Here is a 25,079-nt window from a genome sequence, read left to right on the forward strand (position 1 = left end):
CTTACTACTTTTGTGATCTAAAACAACACAAAACTCATTGTTATGGTCGCAGATAGCTTAGCTTCGAAGACACTTTCATTAGAAAAATTAGGCATCAAAAATGCCAAAATCAACTACCAACTCTCCCCTGAGAAACTACACGAAATAAGCGTAGAAAACGATATGGGAACTACTGCGTCTTCTGGCGCACTAGCAGTAAACACAGGTAAATTTACAGGAAGATCACCTTTAGATCGCTTTATTGTAAAGGATGCCAAAACAGAAGATAAAGTCTGGTGGGGCGACATTAACCTACCATTTGGCGAAGAAGCTTTTACAAAATTAAAAGCTAAAGTAGCCAACTATCTTTCTGAGAAAGAAATTTATGTACGAGACAGTTATGCTTGTGCAGATGACAATTACAGACTAAATATACGAGTGATAAACGAGTATCCTTGGTCTAACATGTTTGCTTATAACATGTTTCTTCGTCCTACGGTTGAAGAACTTAAAACATTTGATCCAGAGTGGACCATTCTTAATGCTCCAGGATTTCTTGCAGATCCAGAAGTAGATGGTACTCGCCAGAGCAACTTTGCAATTCTTTCATTTACAGAAAAAACAATCATTATAGGTGGAACTGGTTATACAGGTGAGATCAAGAAGGGAATCTTCTCTGCATTAAACTTTATCCTTCCTGTAGAAAAGGAAACATTGCCTATGCACTGTAGTGCAAACGTAGGTGATAATGGAGAAACTGCAATTTTCTTTGGACTTTCTGGTACTGGAAAAACAACACTTTCGGCAGATCCTGAGCGTAAGCTTATAGGAGATGATGAGCATGGATGGACTAAGGAAAATACCATCTTCAACTTTGAAGGAGGTTGCTATGCAAAGGTGATTAACCTATCTAAGGAAAATGAGCCAGATATCTTTAATGCAATCAAGCCAGGAGCAATACTAGAGAATGTAATTCTAGATGACAATGGTAATGTAGCTTTTGAAGATACTTCTATTACACAGAATACGCGTGTGAGTTACCCTATTCACCACATTGATAATATACAAGAGCCTTCTGTAGGTAAGAATCCTAAAAACATTTTCTTCTTAACAGCAGATGCTTTTGGAGTACTGCCTCCTATCTCAAAATTAACGCCAGGTCAAGCGGCATATCACTTTATAAGTGGTTACACGGCAAAAGTTGCTGGTACTGAGGCTGGAGTTACAGAGCCACAACCATCTTTCTCGGCTTGTTTTGGAGCGCCTTTTATGCCATTACATCCTACTAAATATGCAGAGATGCTTAGTGCAAAAATGAAGGATGCAGGTGTAAATGTATGGCTTATCAACACTGGGTGGACTGGTGGACCTTACGGAGTAGGATCACGTATGAAGCTTAAGTATACGCGTGCTATGATTAAGGCAGCGATGAATGGAGAGTTACCACAAGAGACAACTCATGATAACTATCACATACACTCTGTTTTTGGACTAGCACAGCCACGTACATGTCCAGGAGTACCTACAGAGGTGTTATCTCCTAGAGCAACTTGGAATAACGATGAAGGATACTATGCAACAGCAAATAAGCTTGCGAGATCTTTTAAAGATAACTTCAAGAAGTTTGAAGAGTATGCTAGTGAAGAAATAATGAATGGACAACCACCACTAGGGTAGTTGAAAAAATAGTTTAGTTGATAAAAGCGATTTGCAGTAATGTAAGTCGCTTTTTTTGTGCGCTTTCGCGAAAGTTAACATGTGAACTTGACGAGCTCCTTAAATCTAGAGGCCTTTATTTCAATAGAATCAGACTTAATTAGACCTTTTTTCTTTTTCCAGTATTCCCAATATAAACACCGGTAAGAATAATAAGCGTAGCAATAACTTGAAGACTTGTAAACGCTTCTCCGTCTAGTAATCCCCAAGTGACAGAAATAATAGGCATTAAGTAGGTTACAGAGGAGGCAAACACTGGATTGCTTATTTGTACTAGCTTATTAAACATCACCTTTGCGATAGCTGTACCAAAAATGGAAAGAACGACAATGTATCCCATAGATTGCTGTAAGGTAGTATCTGTACTTAATGGAAGCTCAAAGAAATCTGAGTAAAAAAGTATGATAAGGGCGGGGATAATTAAGAAAACAAAATTCCCTGCGGCAATGGCTATGGCGCTCACTTCTTGAAGATGGCGTTTTATGATATTCACATTGAGTGCATATAGCGATGCTGCAATAATCACTAGCGATGCGTACCAGTAGTTCTGCTCTTCATTTATCTGCGCACCTATATAAATGAGTGCTCCAGCGCCTATAAGTCCTAAAAGAACACCTATAAACTGCTGCTTTATGAATTTAGCACCAAATATTAGTATTCCAAAAATAAAAGCAAGTAGCGGAACGCTAGAATTTAAAATTCCTACTACGGCGCTATCAATCTCAGTTTCGGCAAAGGCAAATAGAAATACAGGTATGCCAGTTCCTAGCAAGGCAGAGACTCCTATCCATTTCCATTCTAGTTTCTTTATAGTTTTTAAGCTTTTCCAGCCAAATAGTAATAAAACAAATGCGGAGAATAAGATGCGCAAAGCTCCTAATTGTAGTGGTTCTAGACCTACTAGCCCTTTTTTAATAAGGATAAATGAACTTCCCCAAATAATGGATAGTGCCACGAGGTATATCCACTTAAGCGATTTATTTGGCATTACTTGATTTTAGAAATGCAAAGTTCGGTAATAAGTTACTAGGAATAGGAGAACTTTTTCGCGAAAGCGAACTCTAAAGAAGAGTGCGATTATTCTTTCCATTTGATACTTTCCATCAAATGCCTAATATCGTTTTTAAGATACATAGCTGCGGGATAAATACTATCGTAATTAGGTTTTGTGTTAAAGTAAATAGATCCGGTTAGAAAGTGCGTTGTGCTGTCTGTGATGTAAAATTGGGACTGGGAAGCAGCATCTCCCTTAATGTCATAAAACATCCCGTATGCGCCTTGCTCTTGGTTTACATACTTCTCTTCAATAATATCATCTGCTTTGCGCACATGCTCATAAGTGAGTTTTTGTGCGTCATTGAGTAAGGCATTGATATTATTATTTACCGCTCTATAGGTTAAAAATACACTGCCGTTGAGCGATGGATAATCAATAACTGCAGAGCAATTATCTTTGTAGCGCACCTTGCCTAGTGAGTTGAGGTCAAAGTTGTAATCACAATCTGATGCGGTAAATGAATATGAGGGTTTAGGGTATGATAAACTGAGCTGCCCTTTAGGTTTAGGTAGTGTGTCACCACCACAAGACGCTAGTAATAGTGCGGCAAATGTTGCTATTATGAATGCTGTAAATTTCAAGACTTTATGGTGAATTTAATCTGTTTGATTCGTTTTTTATCAAGAGCTTCTATGGTGAACGTGTAGTTTTGATAATTTATTACCTCATTCTTACGTGGGAAACTACCAGAGACTTCGAGTACAAAACCAGCAATAGTTTCTGCCTCTCCTTTTTTGTTTTCAAAGATTGCAGTTTCTTCTAGCTTTATAATACGATAAAAATCCTTTAGGGATGTTTTCCCGTCAAAAACCCAATTGTGCTCATCGAGTTTGGAATAGATGATATTTTCGTCATCAAACTCATCTGCGATGTCTCCTACAATTTCCTCAATAATATCTTCTAGAGAAATTAGGCCACTCGTACCGCCATACTCATCTACTACGATAGCGAGGTGGTTTTTCTTTTCTTTAAACTCTGCAAGAAGGTCATCTAACTTTTTGTTTTCTGGGACAAAATACGGTTCGCGTATCAGCTTTGCCCAGTCAAATTCTTTCTCGTTAAGATGAGGAAGCAGGTCTTTTACATATAGAATTCCCTCTATGGTATCTATACTTTCAGAAAAGACAGGAATGCGCGAGAAGCCGTTTTCTGTAATTTGTTTTAGAATAGATGTATAATCATCCTCTTTATTGAGAGCAAATACATCCATGCGAGGACGCATCACTTGCTTGGTATCTGTGTTTCCAAAGGAGACAATACCCTTTAAAATCTTCTGTTCCTCTTTTGTGGTATCTTCTTCACTTGTAAGTTCTAGGGCTTGCGATAGCTGGTCTATATTAAAGCTAGTTTTTTGTTCTCCTAGTTTTCTTTGTATCCATAGCGTTGCAGCGCGCATAGGGCTACTAAGTGGTGTAAAAACTACATCAAGTACGCGTAATGGATAGGCTACCAGTGCTGCAAATTTTTTGTTATTACGGTTTGCATAAATTTTAGGTAGAATCTCGCCAAAGAGTAAGATTAAGAACGTAATAAGCACTACTTCCAGTAAAAAACGCCAAGGAATGCCTAGGATCTCTGCTGTGATATTAGAAAAAATCACTTCGCCTAGACTTGCAAAGAGCAGTACAATTGCAATATTTATGGCATTATTTGCAACAAGAATTGTTGCTAGAAGCTTTTTAGGTTTTGTGAGAAGCTTTTTTACAATGAGCATCTTTCTATCTGCAACTTGCTCTTCTGTTTCTAGAAGATCACTAGGTGATAGTGAGAAAAAAGCAACCTCGGCACCACTTATAAGTGCAGAGCACATGAGTAGTACTAAAAGCACTACGATGCTTACTATAGTAGTAGGGTCTACACTAATTAATAATATCAATAAGAGTTCGGGATCGGGGTCCAAAAGTTTTATCGTTTAGTTAAAATTAAAATGGCAAATCATCTACATCGCTAGTGTCTGTAGAGGGTTGTGCTGGTTGTGCTGGCTGGTTAGGGTTGTAAGGTTGTGCTTGAGGACGAGCTGCTTGTACTGGTCGCTGCGCCTGTTGCACGCCTCCTTGTGATTGCCCTTGGCTTTCGCCTTTAGGTGTAAGGAAGGTAAATTCTTGGCACTGGATTTCTGTAGAGTATCTATCCATTCCTTTATCATCTGTCCACTTGCGTGTTTTAAGACGTCCTTCTACATATACTTTGTCACCTTTTTTGAGATACTTCTCACAAATTTCGGCAGCCTTGTTGCGCACTACAATGTTGTGCCACTCTGTATTACTTACTCGCTCGCCTGTGGTACGATTTACGTATTCTTCATTAGTCGCTAGCGGAAAACGTCCTATACAATTCCCACCTTCAAAGTAGTTCATCTTTACATCATCTCCCGTGTGACCTATTAAGATCACTTTATTGATTGTTCCTGCCATAATTTCAAATGTAGTAAATATTGCAATGCAAGTGTGTTATGCTTTCGCGAAAATATGCTCTCCCTTACTATTATATCCTTTATTAGAGAGCTTCTATTTTTAATAAATAAGAAGTGTGACAGGAACTTAATGAACACAAAAAATCCCTAGACGAACTACCATCTAGGGATAACTAAGCATACTAATTGTTTACTACAAGCAAACAGATATTATAGTATTTCAAACTCTTTACTATAGCTCTCTTTTTCATTCTCAACATGGATTGTGTAGTATCCTTTATAAGCACCTTTGAAGTTAAAGGTCTTGTTTAAAGAAGCTTCTCCGTCAATCTCATTTGAATAAACGATACGATTAAGACCATCTCTCACTTCGAGCTTGATAGTTTGTAATTCTGGATTAGAAAAACTTACATATACGATGTCTGTTCCTTCTGTAAATACATCTTTGTCTATTGCTTTAGACGTTTTTTTGATTTTATCTCCTGGATTTGAAGCCCTTGTTAAAAGCTCTGGTTGTCCTTCATAATGTGTCATCTCACTAGTAGCTGCAAATGTTGTAATAGCAGTAAATAATAAAAATGCAATTGCTGAAAATTTTAGTGTCTGTTTCATAACTGTTGATTTAAGTAATTGATTATTTATTTTGATACAAACATACGGTGGTATATAGGCGATCACCACTAGTAATTGTGCACCAATGTGTTCATTTTTAACCTATGCATTGTTCTTTAATGTTGTTTGTGTTAATTTAGAACATGTTTAAGGTAAATTAATGTAGATTTCACTTTACAGTCATTTATAAATTTGTAAAAAAATAAGGCCATGCTTCTGCATAAACCCACTTTTGAATCTATTACTCCAGATTTTGGAAATTCATTTACGTATCAAAGATTTGATGAGCATCATATTAATGATAACAGCTTGTGGCATTATCATCCAGAGATTGAGCTGGTTTATGTAAATGGAGGTACGGGAAGAAGACAAGTGGGAAGTAACTTGTCTTATTATACATGGGGTACTCTTATCCTCGTAGGGAGTAATTTACCTCATTGCGGTTTTACAGATGAACTAACTGGAAATAAAAGTGAGACTGTAATACACATGAAGAAAGATTTTCTAGGAGATACTTTTTTTAATCTTCCAGAAATGGCGGCAATTAAAAGATTATTGCAGGTAGCGCAACGTGGGATTGTATTTTCTGGTGAGACCAAAAATAGAGTAGGAGCAATGATGGAATCTATGGAGCATCAGTCGGATTTTAATCGTCTCATGACTCAAATAACTGTTTTAAATGAGCTGGCAACTACAAAAGAGTTTAGAATACTTAATGCAGACGGATTCTCACTTCTTTCTGATGTGAAAGATAATAACCGTATCAATGAGGTTTTTAATTATGTAAAAACACATTTTAAAGAAGAGATACCTTTGGAGAAAATGGCTGATATAACAAACTTGACCATTCCATCGTTTTGTCGCTATTTTAAAAAAATTACTCATAAAACATTTACGCAGTTTGTAAATGAGTATCGACTTGTGCATGCCTCTAGACTACTTGCTGAGCAACCCATGAGCATTACTCAGGTATGTTTTGAGAGTGGCTTCAATAACTTTTCTCACTTTAATAAAAAATTTAAAGCCTTTACGGGTCAAAATCCTTCAGATTATAGAAAAGAACTCAGGACGGTCTTGGAGTAGTGTGCTACTTAGATAGAAACTCTTCTAAGAATCTACCTATTAATATGGGTACAGGATAATCTTTTATAGTTGAGATAGGAATCCCTTTTCTTTCAGTGGTTGCTACATCAACTACCCAGAAGGTTGTGTGTAGGTGCTGGTGAGATAATTTATGGATAATCGGTTTCTCATTAAATCTTGTAATTGCTGCAATGTCCATATCATTAGCTTGCTTTGAGGTTGTAACGCTTTCGCGAAAGCGGGATTCTTCACCATCAGTAAGCGCGGCGTCAAGTTCAATTACTGGAAATTCATAGAGTCCTTGCCAGATTCCTTTACCAGTGCGTTGTTGTAATACGGTTTTCTCATCCTTATCTCTAAAGACAAGATAGTTGAGGTAGCGATTACGCACCTTAGTCTTTTTGAGCTTTACAGGGAGTTCAGAAACTTTGTTCTTTTGTAATGCTACGCACTTGTCATTATATATACAATGCAGGCAGTATGGATTTTGAGGTTTGCATTGTATAGCGCCAAACTCCATAATAGCTTGGTTAAAATCTGCTGGGCGTTTTACATCTATGAGCTCTTGAGCAAGTGCTTTAAACTCTTTAATGCCAGGAGTGCTATTTATAGGAGTGTCTATGCCGTATACTCTAGATAGTACTCTATATACATTACCATCTACTACGGCTGTAGGCTCATTAAAACTTATGCTTGCGATGGCACTAGCGGTATAATCACCTACTCCTTTTAATTTTTTAATTTCTTCATAGGTGTCTGGAAAGACGCCGTCATATTCATTTACAATAATTTGGGCAGATGCGTGAAGGTTTCTGCCGCGGGAATAATAGCCTAATCCTTGCCAAAGTTTAAGTACTTCCTCTTCTGTCGCATTTGCAAGATCTTGTACTGTAGGAAATGACTTTGTAAAAGCCAAATAATAGGGCAATCCTTGCGCTACTCGCGTCTGTTGAAGAATAATTTCTGAGAGCCAAATCTTATAAGGATCCTTAGTGTTGCGCCATGGCATATCACGTTTGTGTTCTAAGTACCAAGCAATGAGTTTGTTAGAAAATGACAATTTAAAATAGGGTTTTACACAAAGCTAGATGTTATGTATCTATTTTTTAAAAGATTATGTTTGATTCTTTGTTATTTTAATCCCTATATTTGCAGTCTTGAATTTTTAACCCCTAAATATTTGACATTATGACTAAAGCTGATATCGTAGCTAAAGTTTCTGAGAAACTAGGTATCGAAAAAAATGACGTGCAAGCAACTATCGAATCTTTCATGGAAGAAGTAAAAACTTCTTTAGAAGGTGGAGATAACGTGTACTTAAGAGGATTCGGTAGCTTTATTATCAAAACCAGAGCGGAAAAAACAGGTAGAAATATTTCAAAGAATACGACTATCAAAATACCAGCACATAATATTCCAGCGTTCAAGCCTGCTAAAGTTTTTGTAGAAGGTGTAAAAACGAACGTTAGTGTAGACTAATAAGTAATTAAAAACTATCATTTTTATGCCAAGCGGTAAAAAAAGAAAAAGACACAAGGTAGCGACTCACAAACGTAAGAAAAGACGTAGAGCAAATCGCCACAAGAAGAAAAAGTAGTCTTAAGACTACTTTTTCTTTTATTACACCCATCGGGTGAAATACTGCGTTCATTGACATGGCAATAACAGCACTACCTACACCTTAGGTACGTCATTATTGCACCGGCATTTATTACACAACGTATGCGTATGGCATACGCATTAATCTGTAATGAATTAGAATTATCAACCATCCCGATAGTTATTGGGATAAAATTACTACACAGTGAATAAAGAATTGATCATAAGATCTAGTTCCGCCGTAGTTGATTTTGCCTTATTAAAAGATGGAAAACTTATTGAGCTTCACAAAGAAGAAGATAAAAATAAGTTTAACGTAGGTGATATTTATATCGCAAACGTAAGAAAGACCGTTTCTGGTCTCAACGCCGCATTTGTAAATGTAGGCTATGAGAAAGATGCATTTTTGCATTACCACGACCTTGGTCCTAAACTTCCTACGCTTCAGAAATACATAAAAAGTGTAACTACAGGTAAATTAAAAGACTATTCCTTACAAAATTTCACCTTTGAGAAAGACATAGACAAAAACGGTAAGATTGCCGAAGTTCTTAAGTCTAAACAAAGTGTACTTGTACAGATTGCAAAAGAGCCTATCTCGACCAAAGGACCTCGCATAAGTAGCGAGCTGTCTATAGCTGGTCGTTATATTGTTCTCGTTCCTTTTTCTGACCGTATCTCTATCTCACAAAAGATTGAGAGCAAAGAAGAAAAAGCACGTCTTAAAAGACTTGTTACAAGTATCAGGCCTAAAGGGTTTGGCGTTATCGTACGTACAGTAGCTCAAGGCGTAAAAGTTGCAGAACTAGACAAAGACCTGCAAAATCTAGTGGACAAATGGACCACTATGAGCAAAAAAATTCCAAGCGCTCACCATCCTAGCAAAGTTCTAGGAGAGATGAATCGTGCATCGTCTATCCTGCGGGATATTTTTAACGATAGCTTTACGAGCATCACTGTAGATGATGAGACGTTGTATTATCAAATTAAAGATTACCTAAGCGAGATTGCTCCACACAAGGAGAATATTGTAAAATTATATAATAGCCAAGTGCCTATTTTTGAGAAATTTGGTATCGAGAGACAGATTAAAACGTCTTTTGGTCAGACAGTATCAATGAGCCGTGGTGCTTATCTTGTAATTGAGCATACAGAAGCCTTGCACGTTGTAGACGTAAACAGTGGTAATAGATCAAATAAAGCCAAAAGTCAAGAAGACACAGCACTTGAGGTAAACATGATCGCCGCTTCAGAAATTGCACGTCAGCTTAGCCTCCGTGATATGGGAGGAATTATCGTAGTCGATTTTATCGACATGGGTAAAGCTGAACACCGCCGTCAGTTATTTAATCACCTCAAAGATGAGATGAAAGATGACCGCGCAAAACACAAAATCTTACCTCCTAGTAAATTTGGACTTATCCAGATCACTAGGCAGCGAGTACGTCCAGAAATGAACATTAAGACCCGTGAAGAAAATCCTAACGGTGGTACTAATGAGATAGAAGCTCCTATTGTAATTGTAGAGAAACTTCAAGGACAGCTCAACCGCATATTAAAATCTGGAACAAAGAAGGTGACGCTACATGCACACCCATTTGTAGCAGCCTACTTAACAAAAGGCTTCCCGTCCATACGATCTAAATGGTTTTTAGATCACAAGAAGTGGGTAAAAGTAATGCCACGAGATGCATATACGTATCTTGAGTATAACTTTACAGACGCTTCTGGTAAGGATATTAAGATTGAAAATTAGCAAAAACCCCATTCTCTTTTGAGAATGGGGTTTTTTTTGTGCCCTATTCTAAAAAAGGTATCCTTGCAAACAAGTACTTTTGCTTAGTGCAACAACCTGTAAAAACATATACTGTTGAAGAAGCAAAGCGTAAGCTAGAAGCCTACTGCGCTTACCAAGATCGTTGCCATAAAGAAGTGGCTCAAAAATTACGAGACATGCGTATGATACCAGATGCAATTGATGTGGTGATAGGTCATTTGCTAGAGCATAATTTTTTAAACGAAGAGCGTTTTGCAAAAGCCTTTGCGAGGGGTAAATTTCGACACAAAAGTTGGGGAAGGGTAAGAATCACCCGCGAACTCAAACAACGCGGCATAGGGGCTTATAATCTTAAAACAGCCCTTATTGAGATAGAAGACGAGGAGTATGATAGGGTTTTTAATACGCTTTCGCGCAAGCGTTATGAGCAACTCTCCTCAGAAACCGATAAATACCGCAAGCGTAAAAAACTAGCAGACTACCTCACCTACAGAGGTTGGGAAGGTGATCTTGTGTATGAAAAGGTAAAGGAGCTGGTGCCTTAGAACCGATAGCTTAGTTTGCGTAGTTTGTAACAAAAACTAAAACCCCACAAGTAAAACATGTGGGTCAAGTTTAAATAAATGTCTTAGATATCCTCTTATTATCTACTAGTGCAAAGAGGGAGATAAGTAAATGTTAAGCCACACGTGCCTTTTTTTCAAGAGCCATAAAGTGTGTGAGTTCTTGATCCTTATTAAATAGAGGTATGATTTTTATATCACAGAGATATGGCGTGCCGTCTTTTTTATAATTAAGTAGCTGCTTGACTACAGGTTTCTCAAGACGTAGTGTGTTACTTATAACTTTCTTGGTTTCTTTTGAGGTTTCTGGTCCTTGTAAGAAACGAGGGTGTTTACCTACAGCATGATTTCTTGGGTAGCCAGTCATTTCCGTAAAACCACCATTCACCCATTGGATAACTTGATCACGATCTGTTACTACAATTGTGGTAAAATCTTCTGTTGCTAGTAATGAAGTGTCAAAATCCCAATTGTACTTTGAGATGAAATCTGCCACCTTAGAATAATCAAGTTCTCTAGCAGCTTTAGTAGCCCTGGCGACTAAGTATTCTGAAAAAATATCCCACGATTGTAGGGGAGCGGTGACTTTTACTCGTTGCATCTTATAAAATTTTGATAAATATAGGAAAGTCATGTTCAGTACAATTATTTGATATATTAATTAACACAAACGTTTAAGAGACATTAATTTAGTGTTTAATTTTAGATTAGACTAAATATATTTTTTTACTACTCTACTTCTGTTTATTACCTTTGATTAATATATGTACACACTCGCAGAAGAAAATTATCTTAAAACAATCTTCCACCTTGAACAAGAATTTAACAAGGAGGTAAGCACAAACGCACTTGCAGAAACGATGCAAACTAAGGCGTCTAGTGCAACAGATATGGTGCAAAAACTCGCAGATAAAGGCTTGGTTTCTTACCGAAAATATAGAGGTGCCCGCTTATCCAAAGAGGGCGAAAAAGCAGCGATTTATATTGTGCGTAAACACAGGCTTTGGGAAGTTTTTCTGGTGGAAAAACTCAATTTCCAGTGGGACGAGGTGCACCATATTGCAGAGCAATTAGAACATGTAAACTCTACGGAGCTTATTAATCGCTTAGACAAATTTCTTGACTATCCAGACTACGATCCGCATGGAGATCCTATTCCAGATAAAAACGGAAATATAAAGAGTGCTATAAAAAAGTTGCTGTCAGAATTAAATAAGGGCAACACTGGGCAGCTCGTGGGAGTACGAGAAACATCAGCAGAGTTTCTTCAATTTTTGGATAAAAGAAACATCGCAATAGGGGCAACTATAAAAGTACTAGGGCGAGAGTTTTTTGACGGCTCGATGGTGATACAAGTAAAAAAAGAACAGTTTTTTATCTCTAAAAAGATAGCAGATAACCTATATATCCAGATTTAATAATTACCAAAATCAATAACCTTGAAACAAATTTTTACGCTTACAACAGTATTACTTTTTTCGCTAGGCAATCAACTAGTTGCACAAGAAACTGAAGCTCAAGTAGGTCTTGTGACCGATCGCCCCGACGCAACAGAGGCTCCTACGGTCGTTCCCAAAGGAAGCCTGCAGGTAGAGACGGGAGCTTACACAACCACGTATGAACAGAACAATGTAGAAGAACGCGTATGGGGTTACAATACTACGCTGCTGCGTTATGGGATACTAGATAATCTCGAGCTTAGAGTGGGATGGGCATATCAAGAGGTGGAGACAATAATCAATGATCAAGAAGTAAGTAGCCTTAACGGGATGTCTCCGTTACTTTTTGGTGCAAAAGTGGCGATTGCAAAAGAAGATGGATGGAAACCAGAAATAGGTTTAATAGGTCATTTATTTCTTCCATTTACCGCAAGTACAGACTTTAAGCCAGAATTTACTAGTGCAGATTTTCGCTTTGCGTTTAATCATACACTTGGTGAACGATCAGGTATTGCCTACAATTTAGGGGGTCAGTATGGAGGTGACTCCCCAGAGCTAGCATACATTTATACGTTTGCATATGGCTATGCGATAACAGATAAGTTAGGCGTTTATGCTGAAGTCTATGGAGATTTTCCAGAAGATAATAGCGCAAACCATTTTTGGGATGCTGGTCTTACATATGCCATTGCACCATTGGTGCAACTCGATGCAACAATCGGTCAGAGTATTACAGATGGACAAGATTTATTGATCAGTGCGGGAGTTAGTTTTAGAATAGATAAAAAATAAGAAATAATGAAACAGAGTCTATATATAGTAATTGTAATTTTCGCTTTAAGCGTTATAAGTTGCAAGGGTGAGAAAGAAAGTAATGGCAAATTAAATTTAGTTGCTACCACCTCAATGATTACAGATCTTGTAAAAAATATAGGAGGTGATCTCGTTAATCTAGAAGGGTTGATGGGCGCCGGTGTAGACCCTCACTTGTATAAAGCAAGTGCTGGTGACGTTACAAAGCTCGCTGGAGCAGATGTGATTTTCTATAATGGGCTACATCTAGAGGGTAAGCTTGTAGAAGTCTTTGAAAAGATGAATGCCACTCAAGTGACGCAAATTCCTCTAGGAGAGTCGCTTGATAAAAATACCCTCATAGGTTCAGATTATTTTGCATCTAACTATGATCCGCATGTGTGGTTTAATATTCAGTATTTTAAGCAATTTGCGGCAGAGGTGGTAAGTACGCTTTCGCAAAAAGATCCTCAGAATGCAAAAAGCTACGAAGCAAATGCCCAAAACTATCTTGCACAATTAGATGAGCTCGAAGCTGAAATCAAAGCTAGAATAGCTACACTCCCAGCTGAAAAAAGGATTCTTGTTACGGCTCACGATGCCTTTAACTATTTTGGGAAGAGTTATGGTTTTGAAGTAGTAGGATTGCAAGGACTATCTACCGCTACCGAAGCAGGAGTTAAGGATGTACAGCGTCTTTCTCAATTTATAATTGACAATAAAGTGAAAGCTATTTTTGTAGAGAGCTCCGTACCTAGAAGAACGATAGAGGCATTGCAAGCAGCGGTGCAATCTAGAGGACAAGAAGTAGTGATCGGCGGTTCATTATATAGTGATGCGTTAGGTAATGCAGGAAGCGTAGAGGGAACATACATAGGCATGTTCAAATATAACGTGACTACAATTGTAGAAGCTTTAAAATAACAATATGTCACATTCAAAAATAGCCATTCGTGTTGATGATCTTACGGTTGCATATAACTACAAGCCGGTACTTTGGGATATAGATCTGGAAGTGCCAGAAGGAGTGCTCATGGCTATTGTGGGGCCTAATGGTGCAGGTAAGTCTACGCTTATAAAATCTATACTCGGTATTATAGATCCTATTGCTGGGAGCGTTTCTATCTATGGAAAACCCTATGATAAGCAGCGAAAACTCGGAACAAAAGGTCCCCAAAAAGGAAAGGGAAAATGGGAATTTCCCAACAACGCAACTGAACGGGGAAACAAGGGAAACCAACGAAAAGTAAGCCGGAAAAAAACGCCCGGAAAGAAAGAAAAAAAAACAACAACAAAAGCAACAAAAAAAAGTGGGAAGCCTCCCTTTAAAAGGAAAAAAAAAAACCAAACAACAAGAAGGCAAAAACAACCGGGTTTCCCTGCCAAAACAACAAGGCAAAAAGCAACCAACCAATTTAAGGATGAGCCTTTTCAAGGAGTAGATGCAACCACGGAGATTGCTATTATTAATATTCCTAAAAAAATAACGAAAACAAGAAAAAACGGAAGGGGAAGGCAACAACAATTAAAAAACGGAACAAAAAAATTTGAACGGGGGAACTTTTTAAAAGGAAAAAAAATCGCAACAGGACCCGTAAAAGACATCTTTAATGATGGCAATCTTACCAAGACTTATGGTATTAATTACAAGGTGGCGGTAAATCAATAAATCTAGACAATAGTTTTTAGTCGATAGTCGGTAGAAAAAAGGGCATATGGAAAATCCTAAGTTTAAGTTCGAAGAATTAATAGTATACCAAAAGGCCTTAAATTTTGTAGATGATGTTTACAGTGTCACTAGAAAGTTTCCAAAGGATGAGTTGTATGGTTTAATTTCACAATATAAACGTGCTGCTGCTTCCGGCCCCTTAAAAAATGCAAAAGGGGCCGGGGAAAAAAAAGCCCAAGTTAAACCAAAACCAAAAAAGGCCTGGGAACCCGGAAAAAAAAGGGGAAGGGGCCCAAAAAAAACCAAGCCAAAAAAACTTAAAACAACAAAAGAAGAATTAAAAACAAAAAAGAAAATAACAAAAGTGGCAAAAAAGAAAAACTCAATGCAAACCCAACTAAAAAAAAAAAAAAAAAAACAAACGCCAACCAACGCAAAACAAACGCCAAAAAACCAAGGAAACCCCAAAAAAATTCCCCCAAACCCTCCCCGAACAAAACCCCAAGAACAACAACCCGGGGAACGCCAAAACTGGGGCCAATTGGGGGAAGCCTGGGAACCTTGCAAGGCCTAAAAAACAAAAGTTGCCTGGGGAAGCCAAAACCCAAGCCGCCCCGCCCGGGAATGCCAATGCCTTTTTGGGCAAAAGGAAAAAAGAAAAAAAAGGAATGCCGCCAAGAACCTTAAGAAACCGAACTAAAAGAAACTTCCGGAAAACGGGGAAGGGTAACAAAAACCAACCTAAAAAGGAAAAAACAACAAGGCCTGGAATAACCGTAATTTTTGGGTTTGGAAAGGTGGTGCCTAACGTTAAAAAAAAAAAAACAAAAGCAAAACAAACCGGGCCTGAAAAAAAACCTTTTGGGCAAACCCCAAACCCAAACCAAAAAGAAGGAAAAATGAAGGCAAGAAGTAAAAGAAACCGGTTAATTAAAAAGGTAACAATCCGGAAAGAAATTAAAAACCTAACTTTTGAAGCAAAACAAAACAAAAACTTAAGGGTTAAAAACCCGTTTAATGAAAAAACCAATAACCTTTTTAACCGGCCTGCCAATGGGCCAAGAACAAAAAAAAGAGGAGTTGTATTAATGAGTGCGATGCTGCTCGCACCTGCAGCAGCGGCAAGGCAGTGGACAAATAAGCTGAGTGTGATGATTGTACTCGCGGCTATATTTGGTGCGTTCTCAGGAGTCTTTGGAACGGCAATTAGTGCTAGCCAAAACAACTTGTCTACAGGACCAGTGATTGTGCTTGTAGCTAGTGTATTTGTGCTTTTTTCATTCATCTTTTCTCCTGGACGTGGTATTCTTTTTAAACAACTACGTAAATATCAAAACAGAAGAGATTTGGAATTACAAAAGACATTGCAGTTTATGTTTGATATTGCAAAAACACATGAAGACATCTCCCACCCTCACGCAATATTAATCCTAAACAATTTTCAAGGATATGCAAAATCTACATTGAAGGAGCTAGAAGAAAAGGAATGGGTAAAAGTTAAAGGGCAAAACTGGTCACTTACTGAAAAGGGATACGATGCAGCCGCAAACTTATATAACAATAACTAATGGATGCACAAATAAAAAAAAAAATGAATGCCCCAAGAAGAACCAATGCCTGGGCCAACCCAAGAAGCCTTTTAAGAACAACGAAAAAGGCCCCTAAAAAGGAACCCAATAAGCAACCCAAAATAACAAGGAATGGAAATGGCCTTTTTAATAACGAAAAACCCAAACCCGCCACTATTAATATTACTAGCAGCTGTGACTGGTGTTATCACTGTTGTGATGGTAGAGTCTATTCAGAAAACTGGATTAGTAAAAGAGGACACCGCTATAGGATTAGTTTTTCCAGCGCTCTTTAGTATAGGCGTTATTCTCATTGCCAAAAATGCAAACGATGTACACCTTGATGTAGATGCGGTATTGCTAGGCGAACTAGCATTTGCGCCTTTTGATAGGCTTATTATAGGAGGAACAGATGTAGGGCCTAAATCACTGTGGGTGATGGGAGCAATTTTAAGTATCACTGTAGGTATGCTCTTTGCGTTTTTTAAAGAACTTAAGGTGAGTACCTTTGATGCTGGGCTTTCTGCAGCGCTTGGTTTTTCGCCAGTGGTTTTACATTATGGATTAATGACTATTTCTTCAGTAACGGTTGTTGGTGCTTTTGAAGCGGTAGGAGCAGTACTTGTTGTTGCGCTTATGATTGCGCCCGCAGCAACGGCTTATTTACTTACATCAGACTTAAAAAAGATGTTAGTGCTTTCGGTGATATTTGGAGTGTTTTCAGCAATTGGTGGATATTGGGTGGCTCATGTTCTAGATGCATCTATCGCCGGTTCTATGACTACAGTGCTAGGACTAGTATTCCTTACCGTTTATCTTTTTGCACCTAGTAAAGGACTCATCGCGGTGATGTATAGGCAGCGACAGCAGCGCACAGAAGTGTCGTTACTTACCTTTTTACTACATCTTAATAATCATGAGGAAGAAAGTGAGAGACACGTAAAGCATCTCAATGAGCATATAAATTGGCAAAAAGTGAGATCTGAAACGGTACTTGAACTCGCTGAAAAAAATAATCTTATCAAAATTAATAAGGAGATTGTTGCCCTCACACCAAAGGGTAAAGAGTTTACAGATCTTGCGCTAGAATATATCATCACAAATAAGGATGAGCATATCGAGCATATGAAGGATGATTTTTTCTTATTTAGAGGGTAATTTGCAACATGGCATTGCTTTTGGAGTATTTAGATGTAAATAGTGAGTGTGTATAACTATCTATCTAGCTCGACTTGTATAAAACCTAACATTATGAAAATCTATTACCTCGTTGCGATTCTATTTCTTTTTTCCGCTTTCGCGAAAGCGCAAGACTCGACAACCGTAGAAGTTCCTAGGATCTATGCAAAAGCTTTTCAGGGAGAATCTACATACATTGAGGGAGCTACTGTAAGGCTAGTAAAGGTGTTAGAAGATAGTAGGTGCCCAAAAGGAGTAGATTGTATTTGGGCAGGAAATGCCAAGGTTGCTGTGGAAATAATAAGTGAAAGCGGTAAAAAAGTAACTAAAGAAATTACCTTAGGTGGTGGGCCAGTAGCGCCTATTTATTTACAAGATGACCTAAAAGTATTAATTAAAGGATTAGCCCCTTATCCATCCTCACTATCAAAAATTAAAGCAAGTGATTATTACTTGCAAGTAGAAGTTAGCAATTAACATCCACAGCTACCAGTACCACAGCCGCTATCATTTTTCTTCTTTAAGAAAGCTGGTGTCCACACAAATTTTGTAATGAGATAGCCTAGTGCTACTAGAAAAATAAGAATGACGATAACATTTTGTATTAGCTCCATGCGTTATTAGTAGTTAAATAAGTGTCTAGCTTACAAATTATTTTAAAATCTGGAATGCTGTTAGCGCAGCTATATATGCAATAGCGGTCATTGCTACGAGTTGTATAGCAGGCCACTTCCAGCTGTTTGTTTCTCTTTTTACAATGGCAAGGGTACTCATACACTGCATAGCAAAAGCATAAAATAATAACAATGATATTCCGCTTGCAAAATTAAATCTTGGTGTACCTAGCACTGGGTTTATCTCTCCAGCCATCCGGTTTCTAATGGTTTCCTCCTCTGCATCACCTACGCTATAGATGGTTGCTAGTGTTCCCACAAAAACCTCTCTTGCAGCAAAGGAAGTAATAAGAGCAATCCCTATTTTCCAATCATAACCAAGAGGCTCAACAATAGGTTCTATCGCTTTACCCATATACCCTATATAACTATGTTCCAGTTTCTGGCTCGCAACTAGCTTGTTTATTTCTGCTTGATAAGCCTCCGCATCTGGAAATGCGTTTATGCCTCCATCTGCTTCTAGTTGTGTGGTCACAATATCGTCTGCCTGATTAAACTTTTCATTAGGCCCAAAGGAAGCTAGTACCCATAATACAATGCTAATAGCAAGGATAATCTTACCAGCGTCTACTACAAAGGATTTTGTTTTTTCAAGTACATTGATTCCTACGTTTTTAAGCAGCGGCATTTTATAGTTAGGCATTTCTACTACAAAGAAAGACTTGCTTTTTATCTTAAGAATTTTATTGAGAATCCATGCAGAACCTATCGCGGCTCCGAAGCCTATCAGATACATGAGCATCAAGGTAAGCGCCTGTAGATTAAAAAACAGAAACTTCTCATCGGGAATCACTAGCGAAATAATGATCAAATACACAGGCAATCTCGCCGAACAGGTAGTAAATGGAGTAACTAATATGGTGATTAATCGTTCTTTCCAGCTCTCAATGTTACGTGTTGCCATAACCGCAGGGATGGCACATGCAGTTCCAGAAATAAGAGGAACTACAGATTTACCACTCAGTCCAAAACGGCGCATCACTCTATCCATTAAGAAAACCACGCGACTCATATAACCACTCTCTTCTAGTACAGAGATAAAGAGGAATAAAAAGGCAATTTGAGGTATGAATATAACAATACCTCCTAGTCCAGCAATAATACCTTCTGCTAGAAGGTCTGTAAGTTTACCTTCTGGAAGGGTGGTTTGTACCCACTCACTCATACTGGCAAATGCGGTGTCTATAGCATCCATAGGATACTGTGACCAGTCATAAATTACTTGAAAAATGAGTAGTAATATCGCAAAGAAAATCACATAGCCCCATACCTTATGCGTAAGTAAGCGATCTAAGCGAGCTCTTAAATCTTTTGCATTTGCTACATCTATTGTTTGAGTTTCTCTTAAAACTTCATTGATGTATTTGTAGCGAACAATGGTTTCTTTTTGCTGTAGTCTTTTAAGATTACTCTCTGACTCAGTTTTGAAAGAGGAGATGGTTTTCATCTCGTTGCGCTCCAGTTTTCCAAAGTTTACGTCTTGGGTGATTACAAGCCATAATTTGTATAAATCTTGCTTTGGGAATGCTTTACGTAATCTGTCAAAATATTCTGGAGCAATTATAGAAGCATTAATACAAGGTTCTGTATTTATGGATCTATATTCTGTAATGAGCTCCTTAAGTTTGTCTATTCCCGTGTTTTTACGGCTGCTTATAAGTGCAATTCTCGTTTTAAGGCGCTCTTCCATCTTGGGAATGTCAAGAGAGATTGCCTTGCGCTCCATACGGTCTGCCATGTTAATGGCAAGAATAGTAGGGATGCCAAGATCTTTAATTTGTGTAAAGAGTAGTAGGTTGCGTTTAAGATTTTCTACATCAGATATTACTACCGCGACATCTTGGTAGTCTTTGTCATTCTTATTAAGAAGTAACTCTATCACCACATTTTCATCAAGAGATGAAGCGTTAAGGCTATACGTACCCGGAAGATCTAATATGTGTGCTTTTACACCACGATCTAGTTTACAGATGCCTTCTTTTTTTTCTACAGTAATCCCAGGGTAATTCCCTACTTGTTGGTTAAGACCAGTGAGGTGGTTAAAGACAGAAGTCTTTCCCGTGTTTGGGTTTCCTATGAGGGCAACGTTAATCTGTTTGGCCATAATTTAGGATGGCGTTTCTATGATTATATGAAGTGCCGTTTCTCGGCGTATCGCTAGGTGACTTCCATTTACGTCTATGTATAGTGGGTCAGAAAATGGTGCGAGTTGTATCAATCGCACTTCGTTACCTGGAAGGCAGCCCATCTCAAGTAATTTAAGAGGTACCTCGTCTGTCATCACGTCTGTGATAATAGCTCGTTCTCCTTTAAGTAAATGTGCGACTGTTTTCTTCAATGTTTATTTAGATTGAATTTAGATAACAAAAGTAATGCATTTTACGCTTTCGCGAAAGCGTACACAATCCATTCTAAAAAATCTTTTGGTACCAAGCTTTCCTTGGCTCATAAGATGCCTTTAAAATCTCAATATCCTCAAGTAATTGATCTATTGCTTCTGGATCTGTACCGTCATAATAACCACGTATTTGACGTTTTTTGTCTATAAGCATAAAGTTCTCAGTGTGAACCATGTCAAGGTCATCTTCTGTTCCTGGGATATCTTTTACTGCCAAATAACTTTTTCGCGCAAGCGTGAAAATTTCTTCTTGAGAACCAGTTACTAGGTTCCATCGTGAGTCATCTACTCCTTTTTTTAGGGCATACGCCTTCAGAACATCTGGTGTATCATAAGTAGGGATTACTGAGTGAGAAAGTAGTTTTACAAGTGTGTCACCTTCTAACTTCTTTTGAATTTGAACCATGTGCTCTGTCATAATAGGGCAAATAGTCTGGCAGGTGGTAAAGAAAAAATCTGCTACGTAGATATGGTTTTCATAATCCTTCTGGGTGATGGTCTTTCCATTCTGATTAGTGAGTGAAAAATCTGCAATGGTATGATACTTCTTAACATACTGCATGGTGCTGTCTACAAGTTCTTTATCTACCATATCTGGTTGGTAGACCGGTAAAGTAGGAGTCACTTTGAGTTGGCTATATATTAAGGTCATAATAATGACAGAAAGAATACCAAGGGTGATAAATAGTGTTTTATAGCGAGCGAGGTGATGTGCCATAGTGCATTTTTTTACAAAGTTACAATCCAAGTGGCAGTTATATAAAGTATGGCTTGAAAAATGCTATCCTACGCTCATATAACTTTAGTATGCGCATCTAAAAGCCTATTTTTGTGCGTTTAAAATTTGACTTATATCCTTCTATGGAGACTTTTATACAGATTGCCCAGTTTACACTTGCTATTTCTATCCTTGTAATTTTACATGAATTTGGTCACTTTGCACCAGCTCGTTACTTTGGAATTAAAGTAGAAAAATTCTTTCTTTTCTTTGATGTGAAGTTTGCGTTGTTCAAGAAAAAGATAGGTGACACCGTTTATGGAATAGGATGGCTTCCACTTGGAGGTTATGTGAAGATTGCCGGGATGATTGATGAGAGTATGGACAAGGAGCAAATGGCAAAAGATCCAGAACCTTGGGAGTTTAGATCAAAACCGGCATGGCAACGTCTTATTGTGATGATAGGTGGTGTGACGGTAAATGTGCTTCTTGCATGGTTTATTTATAGTGCAATGCTTGTTTATTATGGAGACGAGTATGTGCCTGCAGACCGTCTTAAGTATGGTATTGCCGTAGGAGAAGTAGGAGAAGAGATAGGATTGCGTAATGGTGACCAAGTAATAAAAATAGATGATAAAACGGTAACTCGTTTTGACGATGTTCAGATTGATATATTATTAGGAGATAATGTAACAGTACTTCGTGGCGGTAATGAACTTACATTTGCTATCCCAGACGAAGCAAAAAAATCTGTACTTGATGCTGAGGAGCGTTTCATAAGACCGCGTTTTAGTAATACAATAGGTCTTGTAGCCAAAGACTCAATAGCTTACAATAATGACGTTCTTGTAGGAGATAAAATTGTTGCTATTAATGGAAGTCCTGTTAATGAATGGACAGAATTCCAATCTCTTTTTGATCAAGCAAAAGGAGGTGATGTTGTTATGACGCTTGATAGAGACGGACAACGTATAGAGAAACTATTTCCTGTAGATCAAGGTCGTTCCTTTGGGGTAGGTGCAAATGTTGAGGAGTTGTTAGTAAAAGATGAGTATAGTATAGGTGCGGCAATTCCTGCTGGTCTTACAAAAACTTGGGATGTACTCACAAAACAAGTGCGCCAGTTTAAATTAATCTTTAATAGAAAAGTACAGGGTTATAAAAAAGTAAAGGGTCCTATAGGTATTGTAGAGATGATGGCACCACAATGGGATTGGTATAAATTCTGGGGATTCACTGCCATGTTTTCTGTTTGGCTTGGCTTTGTAAACATTCTTCCTATTCCAGCACTTGATGGAGGACATGTGATGTTTTTATTATATGAGATGATTTCTGGAAAAGCTCCTTCAGAAAAAACTTTAGAAAGAGGTCAGATTATTGGTTTTGTCATTGTGATGGGATTAATGGTTGTGATTTTTGGAAATGACATTTGGAACCTAATAAAAGGCTAATTTTATCTCGCTTTCGCGAAAATAGGATTTATAGTCTTATTCTATTGCTAGTCGTTTATGTATAGCAATAAATTATACCCTTCTAATTCTTGCTTTTTTTAGAGCTTGTTTTATGGCGGATTATAAAATTAATGACCACCAAGCCCTCTGTTGAATTATCTGATTGGAAAAGCTCTTAAATTCGTTATTCTTCTTTTTTCTTTAAAATTTCACGATTTTAAACTTTACGCTCTTTTTGCTGAAATACGATAGCAACTCATTTTCTGTTGAGCACAATTATATGCTTAGTATTGCACGAAAAACTGTTGAGTATAGTCAAAATTTACCACGCTTACTTCGCTGATTGCTAGAATATTAACATATTTTAACAAACTTTTTGTATCCTGTTTAGTGATAGATTTTTTCGGCCAAATGCCGATTATCCCTTATCTACACTGGTGTTCAGAGATTTATAAAAATTGAATAATTCAATTTTCCCAAAACCTAAGCGCTATCTATTGCGTACATAGGAGGAAATGTGTTGTTTGAGTTTTTAATTGTTTATAAGCTGTGTATAACATCGAATTATTTGTCTCTTTAGTCGAATTTTCGGTGAAGATGCGTGGTTCTGAAATTCGTTTTTTAAGTCCATTGTATTTTTGTATTGGTTTTTATAGTTACACCCCATTAATTGCAACTAAAACAGAAAGCTTAGGCTTTCAGCTATTTATAGTATATGATAAAATTTACTCTTAAACATTTTAATAATGTAATTGTTATCCTTCTGATAACCTTCGGAGGATTATTTCTTAGTGGAAACATTCATGCTCAATCTGTTCCAAGATCGTGTGATGATGATCCTATTGTGTTAACATCTGCAGATTTCATTGGAGCAAACGCTACAGTAGAATCTGAGGCTGGTTCACCTGCTGTTATTGAGGTAGGGGATATCTTTAGATTTAATGATGTATCAGCAGGTATAGACTGTTTGGTCTCTGTAGATGCATTTATTAATGGAGCTTCTATTAGTAGTATAGATAACCTTGATGCTACAACTGGAGCTGTAGGTGGTTTTGATAGAGCCTTTCAGCCGGTAATTGAGGGAGATCCTGGAGTTAATGGTCAAGAGGTTGTCTTTACATTCAATTTTGTAGTAGCAAATACTAATATTAGCCAGGCAGTATCGGTATATCTTACGGCATTGGACCTAGATAGTAATATTGCTGGCGATGTTGAGAGAGTTAAGTTGGAAATTCCTGATGCCTACTATACAAATGGAGCTAATTCTCAAATAAACATCACGCAGACACCTACGCAAATTATAGGTGAGTCTAATGGGTCTGGAATTGTGAATGGTATTAATGTAGATGATTCTTATTCATTTACAGGATATTATAACTCGTTTTCTTCTATTGAATATACAATAAGTAAGGATGGTTATAATGGAGGTTTAGGTTTTGAAGACAGACAGTTTTCTTTATTATTTGAAGATGTGGAATACAGTCCTGAAGAGTCTGTACTCCTTACTAATCCTATTATTTGTGGTCAAGTTTTTGTAGACGGTGCTCCAAGAGCAGGTGTTGCTGTTAATCTTACGGGTGATTCAACTCAGACGACTACGACAGATGCAAATGGTCAGTATAGTTTTACAGTTTCTGGTAATGGTAATTTTACCATAACAGAGACAGATTTGTCTGGTACTGTGTCACTAAGTGATGTGGATGCGGGTAATGATAATATCATCAATGTTGCGATTACTAACTTCGAATCTTCTCAAGAAAATGATTTCTTTGATTCTATATTGGTAAGTGTTGGTGATGTAACCGTAATTGAAGGTGATGATGGTTCAACGGTTGTTGCAAACTTCCCTGTAACATTAGGCGCTCCATCGGATGTAGATACAACAGTGACTTTTACGGTTTCTAATGGTACAGGTACACTCGGTGATGCAGATTATGTGGCTCCTACAGTCTTAACAGTGGTTATACCAGCCGGACAGACAAGTGGAGTATTTCCTGTTACTATAAATGGAGATGATAAGATTGAAAATAATGAGCAATTTTCGGTTAGTATAGCTAGTGTATCTAGCGGAACAATCAATCCAGCAGCAAATACTGGGGTGGGGACTATTACTAATGATGATACTCCTGGAGTTGTATCAGTATCAACAGAAGAAGAACTGGAAGGTACTGCATTGGTGCATGATGTTGTTGTTACTGAGAGTATTGTTGCTGAAGTATATCCATTTGTTATTTCAAATGACAGTACTGAGGATGAGGATTACACGCTACCAACGGATGCGGAATTCACTAATGGTGTTGTATTAAATGGTGATGGTACGATTACAGTTCCTGCTGGAGTTACTGACTTTACAGTAACAGTACCAACAACTGACGATGCTATTGATGAAGAA

At 37.7% G+C, this 25,079-nt stretch carries 25 protein-coding genes and 1 pseudogene; 15 read left to right on the forward strand and 11 right to left on the reverse strand.

Going from position 1 to position 25,079, the window contains the following annotated elements; genetic code table 11:
* Positions 1-42: 42 nt before the first annotated feature.
* Positions 43-1,656 (forward strand): phosphoenolpyruvate carboxykinase (ATP), encoded by a 1,614-nt coding sequence (gene pckA, locus D017_RS06345; protein ID WP_035335425.1) that lies wholly within the window; start codon positions 43-45, stop codon positions 1,654-1,656.
* Positions 1,657-1,795: 139 nt separating this feature from the next.
* On the opposite strand, the gene D017_RS06350 is transcribed toward pckA, so the two are convergent.
* From D017_RS06350 to D017_RS06370, 5 genes are all read right to left on the reverse strand, one after another.
* Positions 1,796-2,683 (reverse strand): DMT family transporter, encoded by an 888-nt coding sequence (locus D017_RS06350; protein ID WP_035335426.1) that lies wholly within the window; start codon positions 2,681-2,683, stop codon positions 1,796-1,798.
* Between the two features lie 89 nt (positions 2,684-2,772).
* A complete protein-coding gene (gene gldD, locus D017_RS06355; protein WP_051583820.1) occupies positions 2,773-3,333 on the reverse strand; it encodes a gliding motility lipoprotein GldD in 561 nt (186 codons plus the stop codon).
* The gene (locus D017_RS06360; RefSeq protein ID WP_035335427.1) at positions 3,330-4,652 is read right to left on the reverse strand and encodes a gliding motility-associated protein GldE; all 1,323 of its coding nucleotides are present in this window, start codon (positions 4,650-4,652) and stop codon (positions 3,330-3,332) included. The genes gldD and D017_RS06360 overlap by 4 nt, the downstream gene beginning before the upstream one ends.
* Positions 4,653-4,674: 22 nt before the next feature.
* Positions 4,675-5,166: a single-stranded DNA-binding protein gene (gene ssb, locus D017_RS06365; RefSeq protein WP_035335429.1), complete on the reverse strand. Its 492-nt coding sequence runs from the start codon at positions 5,164-5,166 to the stop codon at positions 4,675-4,677.
* Positions 5,167-5,375: 209 nt separating this feature from the next.
* Positions 5,376-5,777 (reverse strand): hypothetical protein, encoded by a 402-nt coding sequence (locus D017_RS06370; RefSeq protein ID WP_035335431.1) that lies wholly within the window; start codon positions 5,775-5,777, stop codon positions 5,376-5,378.
* Positions 5,778-5,987: 210 nt separating this feature from the next.
* On the opposite strand from D017_RS06370, the gene D017_RS06375 reads away from it, so the two are divergent.
* Positions 5,988-6,860: an AraC family transcriptional regulator gene (locus D017_RS06375; protein ID WP_035335433.1), complete on the forward strand. Its 873-nt coding sequence runs from the start codon at positions 5,988-5,990 to the stop codon at positions 6,858-6,860.
* 4 nt (positions 6,861-6,864) lie between these two features.
* On the opposite strand, the gene mutY is transcribed toward D017_RS06375, so the two are convergent.
* Entirely contained in the window at positions 6,865-7,920 is a 1,056-nt protein-coding gene (gene mutY / locus D017_RS06380; protein ID WP_035335435.1) for an A/G-specific adenine glycosylase, read from the reverse strand.
* Positions 7,921-8,048: 128 nt separating this feature from the next.
* Here mutY and D017_RS06385 point away from each other — a divergent pair, with 128 nt between their 5' ends.
* The 3 genes from D017_RS06385 (at position 8,049) to D017_RS06395 (ending at position 10,781) form a co-directional block, all read left to right on the forward strand.
* Positions 8,049-8,339, forward strand: coding sequence for an HU family DNA-binding protein (locus D017_RS06385; protein WP_013750876.1), 291 nt, complete (start codon positions 8,049-8,051; stop codon positions 8,337-8,339).
* A 325-nt stretch (positions 8,340-8,664) separates the two neighbouring features.
* A complete protein-coding gene (locus D017_RS06390) occupies positions 8,665-10,215 on the forward strand; it encodes a ribonuclease E/G (RefSeq protein ID WP_035335437.1) in 1,551 nt (516 codons plus the stop codon).
* Between the two features lie 86 nt (positions 10,216-10,301).
* Positions 10,302-10,781 carry a regulatory protein RecX gene (locus tag D017_RS06395; protein ID WP_035338049.1) on the forward strand — a complete coding sequence of 160 codons (480 nt, stop codon included), beginning with the start codon at positions 10,302-10,304 and terminating at the stop codon, positions 10,779-10,781.
* A gap of 133 nt (positions 10,782-10,914) precedes the next feature.
* On the opposite strand, the gene D017_RS06400 is transcribed toward D017_RS06395, so the two are convergent.
* Positions 10,915-11,400, reverse strand: a complete 486-nt coding sequence (locus D017_RS06400; protein WP_051583821.1) for a PAS domain-containing protein — start codon at positions 11,398-11,400, stop codon at positions 10,915-10,917.
* 163 nt (positions 11,401-11,563) lie between these two features.
* Here D017_RS06400 and D017_RS06405 point away from each other — a divergent pair, with 163 nt between their 5' ends.
* The 8 genes and pseudogenes from D017_RS06405 to D017_RS06440 all read left to right on the forward strand — a co-directional run bounded on the left by D017_RS06405 (position 11,564) and on the right by D017_RS06440 (position 17,923).
* Positions 11,564-12,217, forward strand: a complete 654-nt coding sequence (locus tag D017_RS06405) for a metal-dependent transcriptional regulator (RefSeq protein ID WP_013750882.1) — start codon at positions 11,564-11,566, stop codon at positions 12,215-12,217.
* A 21-nt stretch (positions 12,218-12,238) separates the two neighbouring features.
* Positions 12,239-13,030, forward strand: a complete 792-nt coding sequence (locus D017_RS06410; RefSeq protein ID WP_035335439.1) for a transporter — start codon at positions 12,239-12,241, stop codon at positions 13,028-13,030.
* A gap of 6 nt (positions 13,031-13,036) precedes the next feature.
* Positions 13,037-13,954, forward strand: coding sequence for a zinc ABC transporter substrate-binding protein (locus tag D017_RS06415; protein ID WP_035335440.1), 918 nt, complete (start codon positions 13,037-13,039; stop codon positions 13,952-13,954).
* Positions 13,955-13,958: 4 nt separating this feature from the next.
* Complete coding sequence (locus tag D017_RS06420; protein ID WP_035335441.1) at positions 13,959-14,699, forward strand: ATP-binding cassette domain-containing protein; 741 nt, start codon at positions 13,959-13,961, stop codon at positions 14,697-14,699.
* Between the two features lie 46 nt (positions 14,700-14,745).
* On the forward strand, positions 14,746-15,273 hold the full coding sequence (locus tag D017_RS06425) for a four helix bundle protein (protein WP_035335442.1): 528 nt from the start codon (positions 14,746-14,748) through the stop codon (positions 15,271-15,273).
* A 94-nt stretch (positions 15,274-15,367) separates the two neighbouring features.
* Entirely contained in the window at positions 15,368-16,267 is a 900-nt protein-coding gene (locus tag D017_RS06430) for a metal ABC transporter permease (protein ID WP_225969336.1), read from the forward strand.
* A 129-nt stretch (positions 16,268-16,396) separates the two neighbouring features.
* Positions 16,397-17,425: pseudogene (locus D017_RS06435) on the forward strand (metal ABC transporter permease); the annotation flags it as partial.
* 93 nt (positions 17,426-17,518) lie between these two features.
* Positions 17,519-17,923, forward strand: coding sequence for a hypothetical protein (locus D017_RS06440; protein ID WP_035335443.1), 405 nt, complete (start codon positions 17,519-17,521; stop codon positions 17,921-17,923).
* On the opposite strand, the gene D017_RS15170 is transcribed toward D017_RS06440, so the two are convergent.
* The 4 genes from D017_RS15170 to D017_RS06455 all read right to left on the reverse strand — a co-directional run bounded on the left by D017_RS15170 (position 17,920) and on the right by D017_RS06455 (position 21,236).
* Complete coding sequence (locus D017_RS15170; RefSeq protein ID WP_081804648.1) at positions 17,920-18,060, reverse strand: FeoB-associated Cys-rich membrane protein; 141 nt, start codon at positions 18,058-18,060, stop codon at positions 17,920-17,922. The genes D017_RS06440 and D017_RS15170 overlap by 4 nt on opposite strands.
* A 37-nt stretch (positions 18,061-18,097) precedes the next feature.
* Positions 18,098-20,224, reverse strand: coding sequence for a ferrous iron transport protein B (gene feoB / locus D017_RS06445; protein ID WP_035335445.1), 2,127 nt, complete (start codon positions 20,222-20,224; stop codon positions 18,098-18,100).
* 3 nt (positions 20,225-20,227) lie between these two features.
* Positions 20,228-20,458, reverse strand: a complete 231-nt coding sequence (locus D017_RS06450; protein WP_035335447.1) for a FeoA family protein — start codon at positions 20,456-20,458, stop codon at positions 20,228-20,230.
* Positions 20,459-20,531: 73 nt separating this feature from the next.
* Complete coding sequence (locus tag D017_RS06455) at positions 20,532-21,236, reverse strand: SCO family protein (protein ID WP_035335448.1); 705 nt, start codon at positions 21,234-21,236, stop codon at positions 20,532-20,534.
* A gap of 143 nt (positions 21,237-21,379) precedes the next feature.
* On the opposite strand from D017_RS06455, the gene rseP reads away from it, so the two are divergent.
* The gene (rseP, locus tag D017_RS06460) at positions 21,380-22,687 is read left to right on the forward strand and encodes an RIP metalloprotease RseP (protein WP_035338056.1); all 1,308 of its coding nucleotides are present in this window, start codon (positions 21,380-21,382) and stop codon (positions 22,685-22,687) included.
* Between the two features lie 715 nt (positions 22,688-23,402).
* A partial coding sequence (locus tag D017_RS15360) for a Calx-beta domain-containing protein (RefSeq protein WP_035335449.1) occupies positions 23,403-25,079 on the forward strand: 1,677 nt, incomplete at its 3' end.

It is taken from the genome of Dokdonia sp. PRO95 (genome assembly GCF_000355805.1).
In the GTDB taxonomy this organism is placed as follows: Bacteria; Bacteroidota; Bacteroidia; order Flavobacteriales; family Flavobacteriaceae; genus Dokdonia.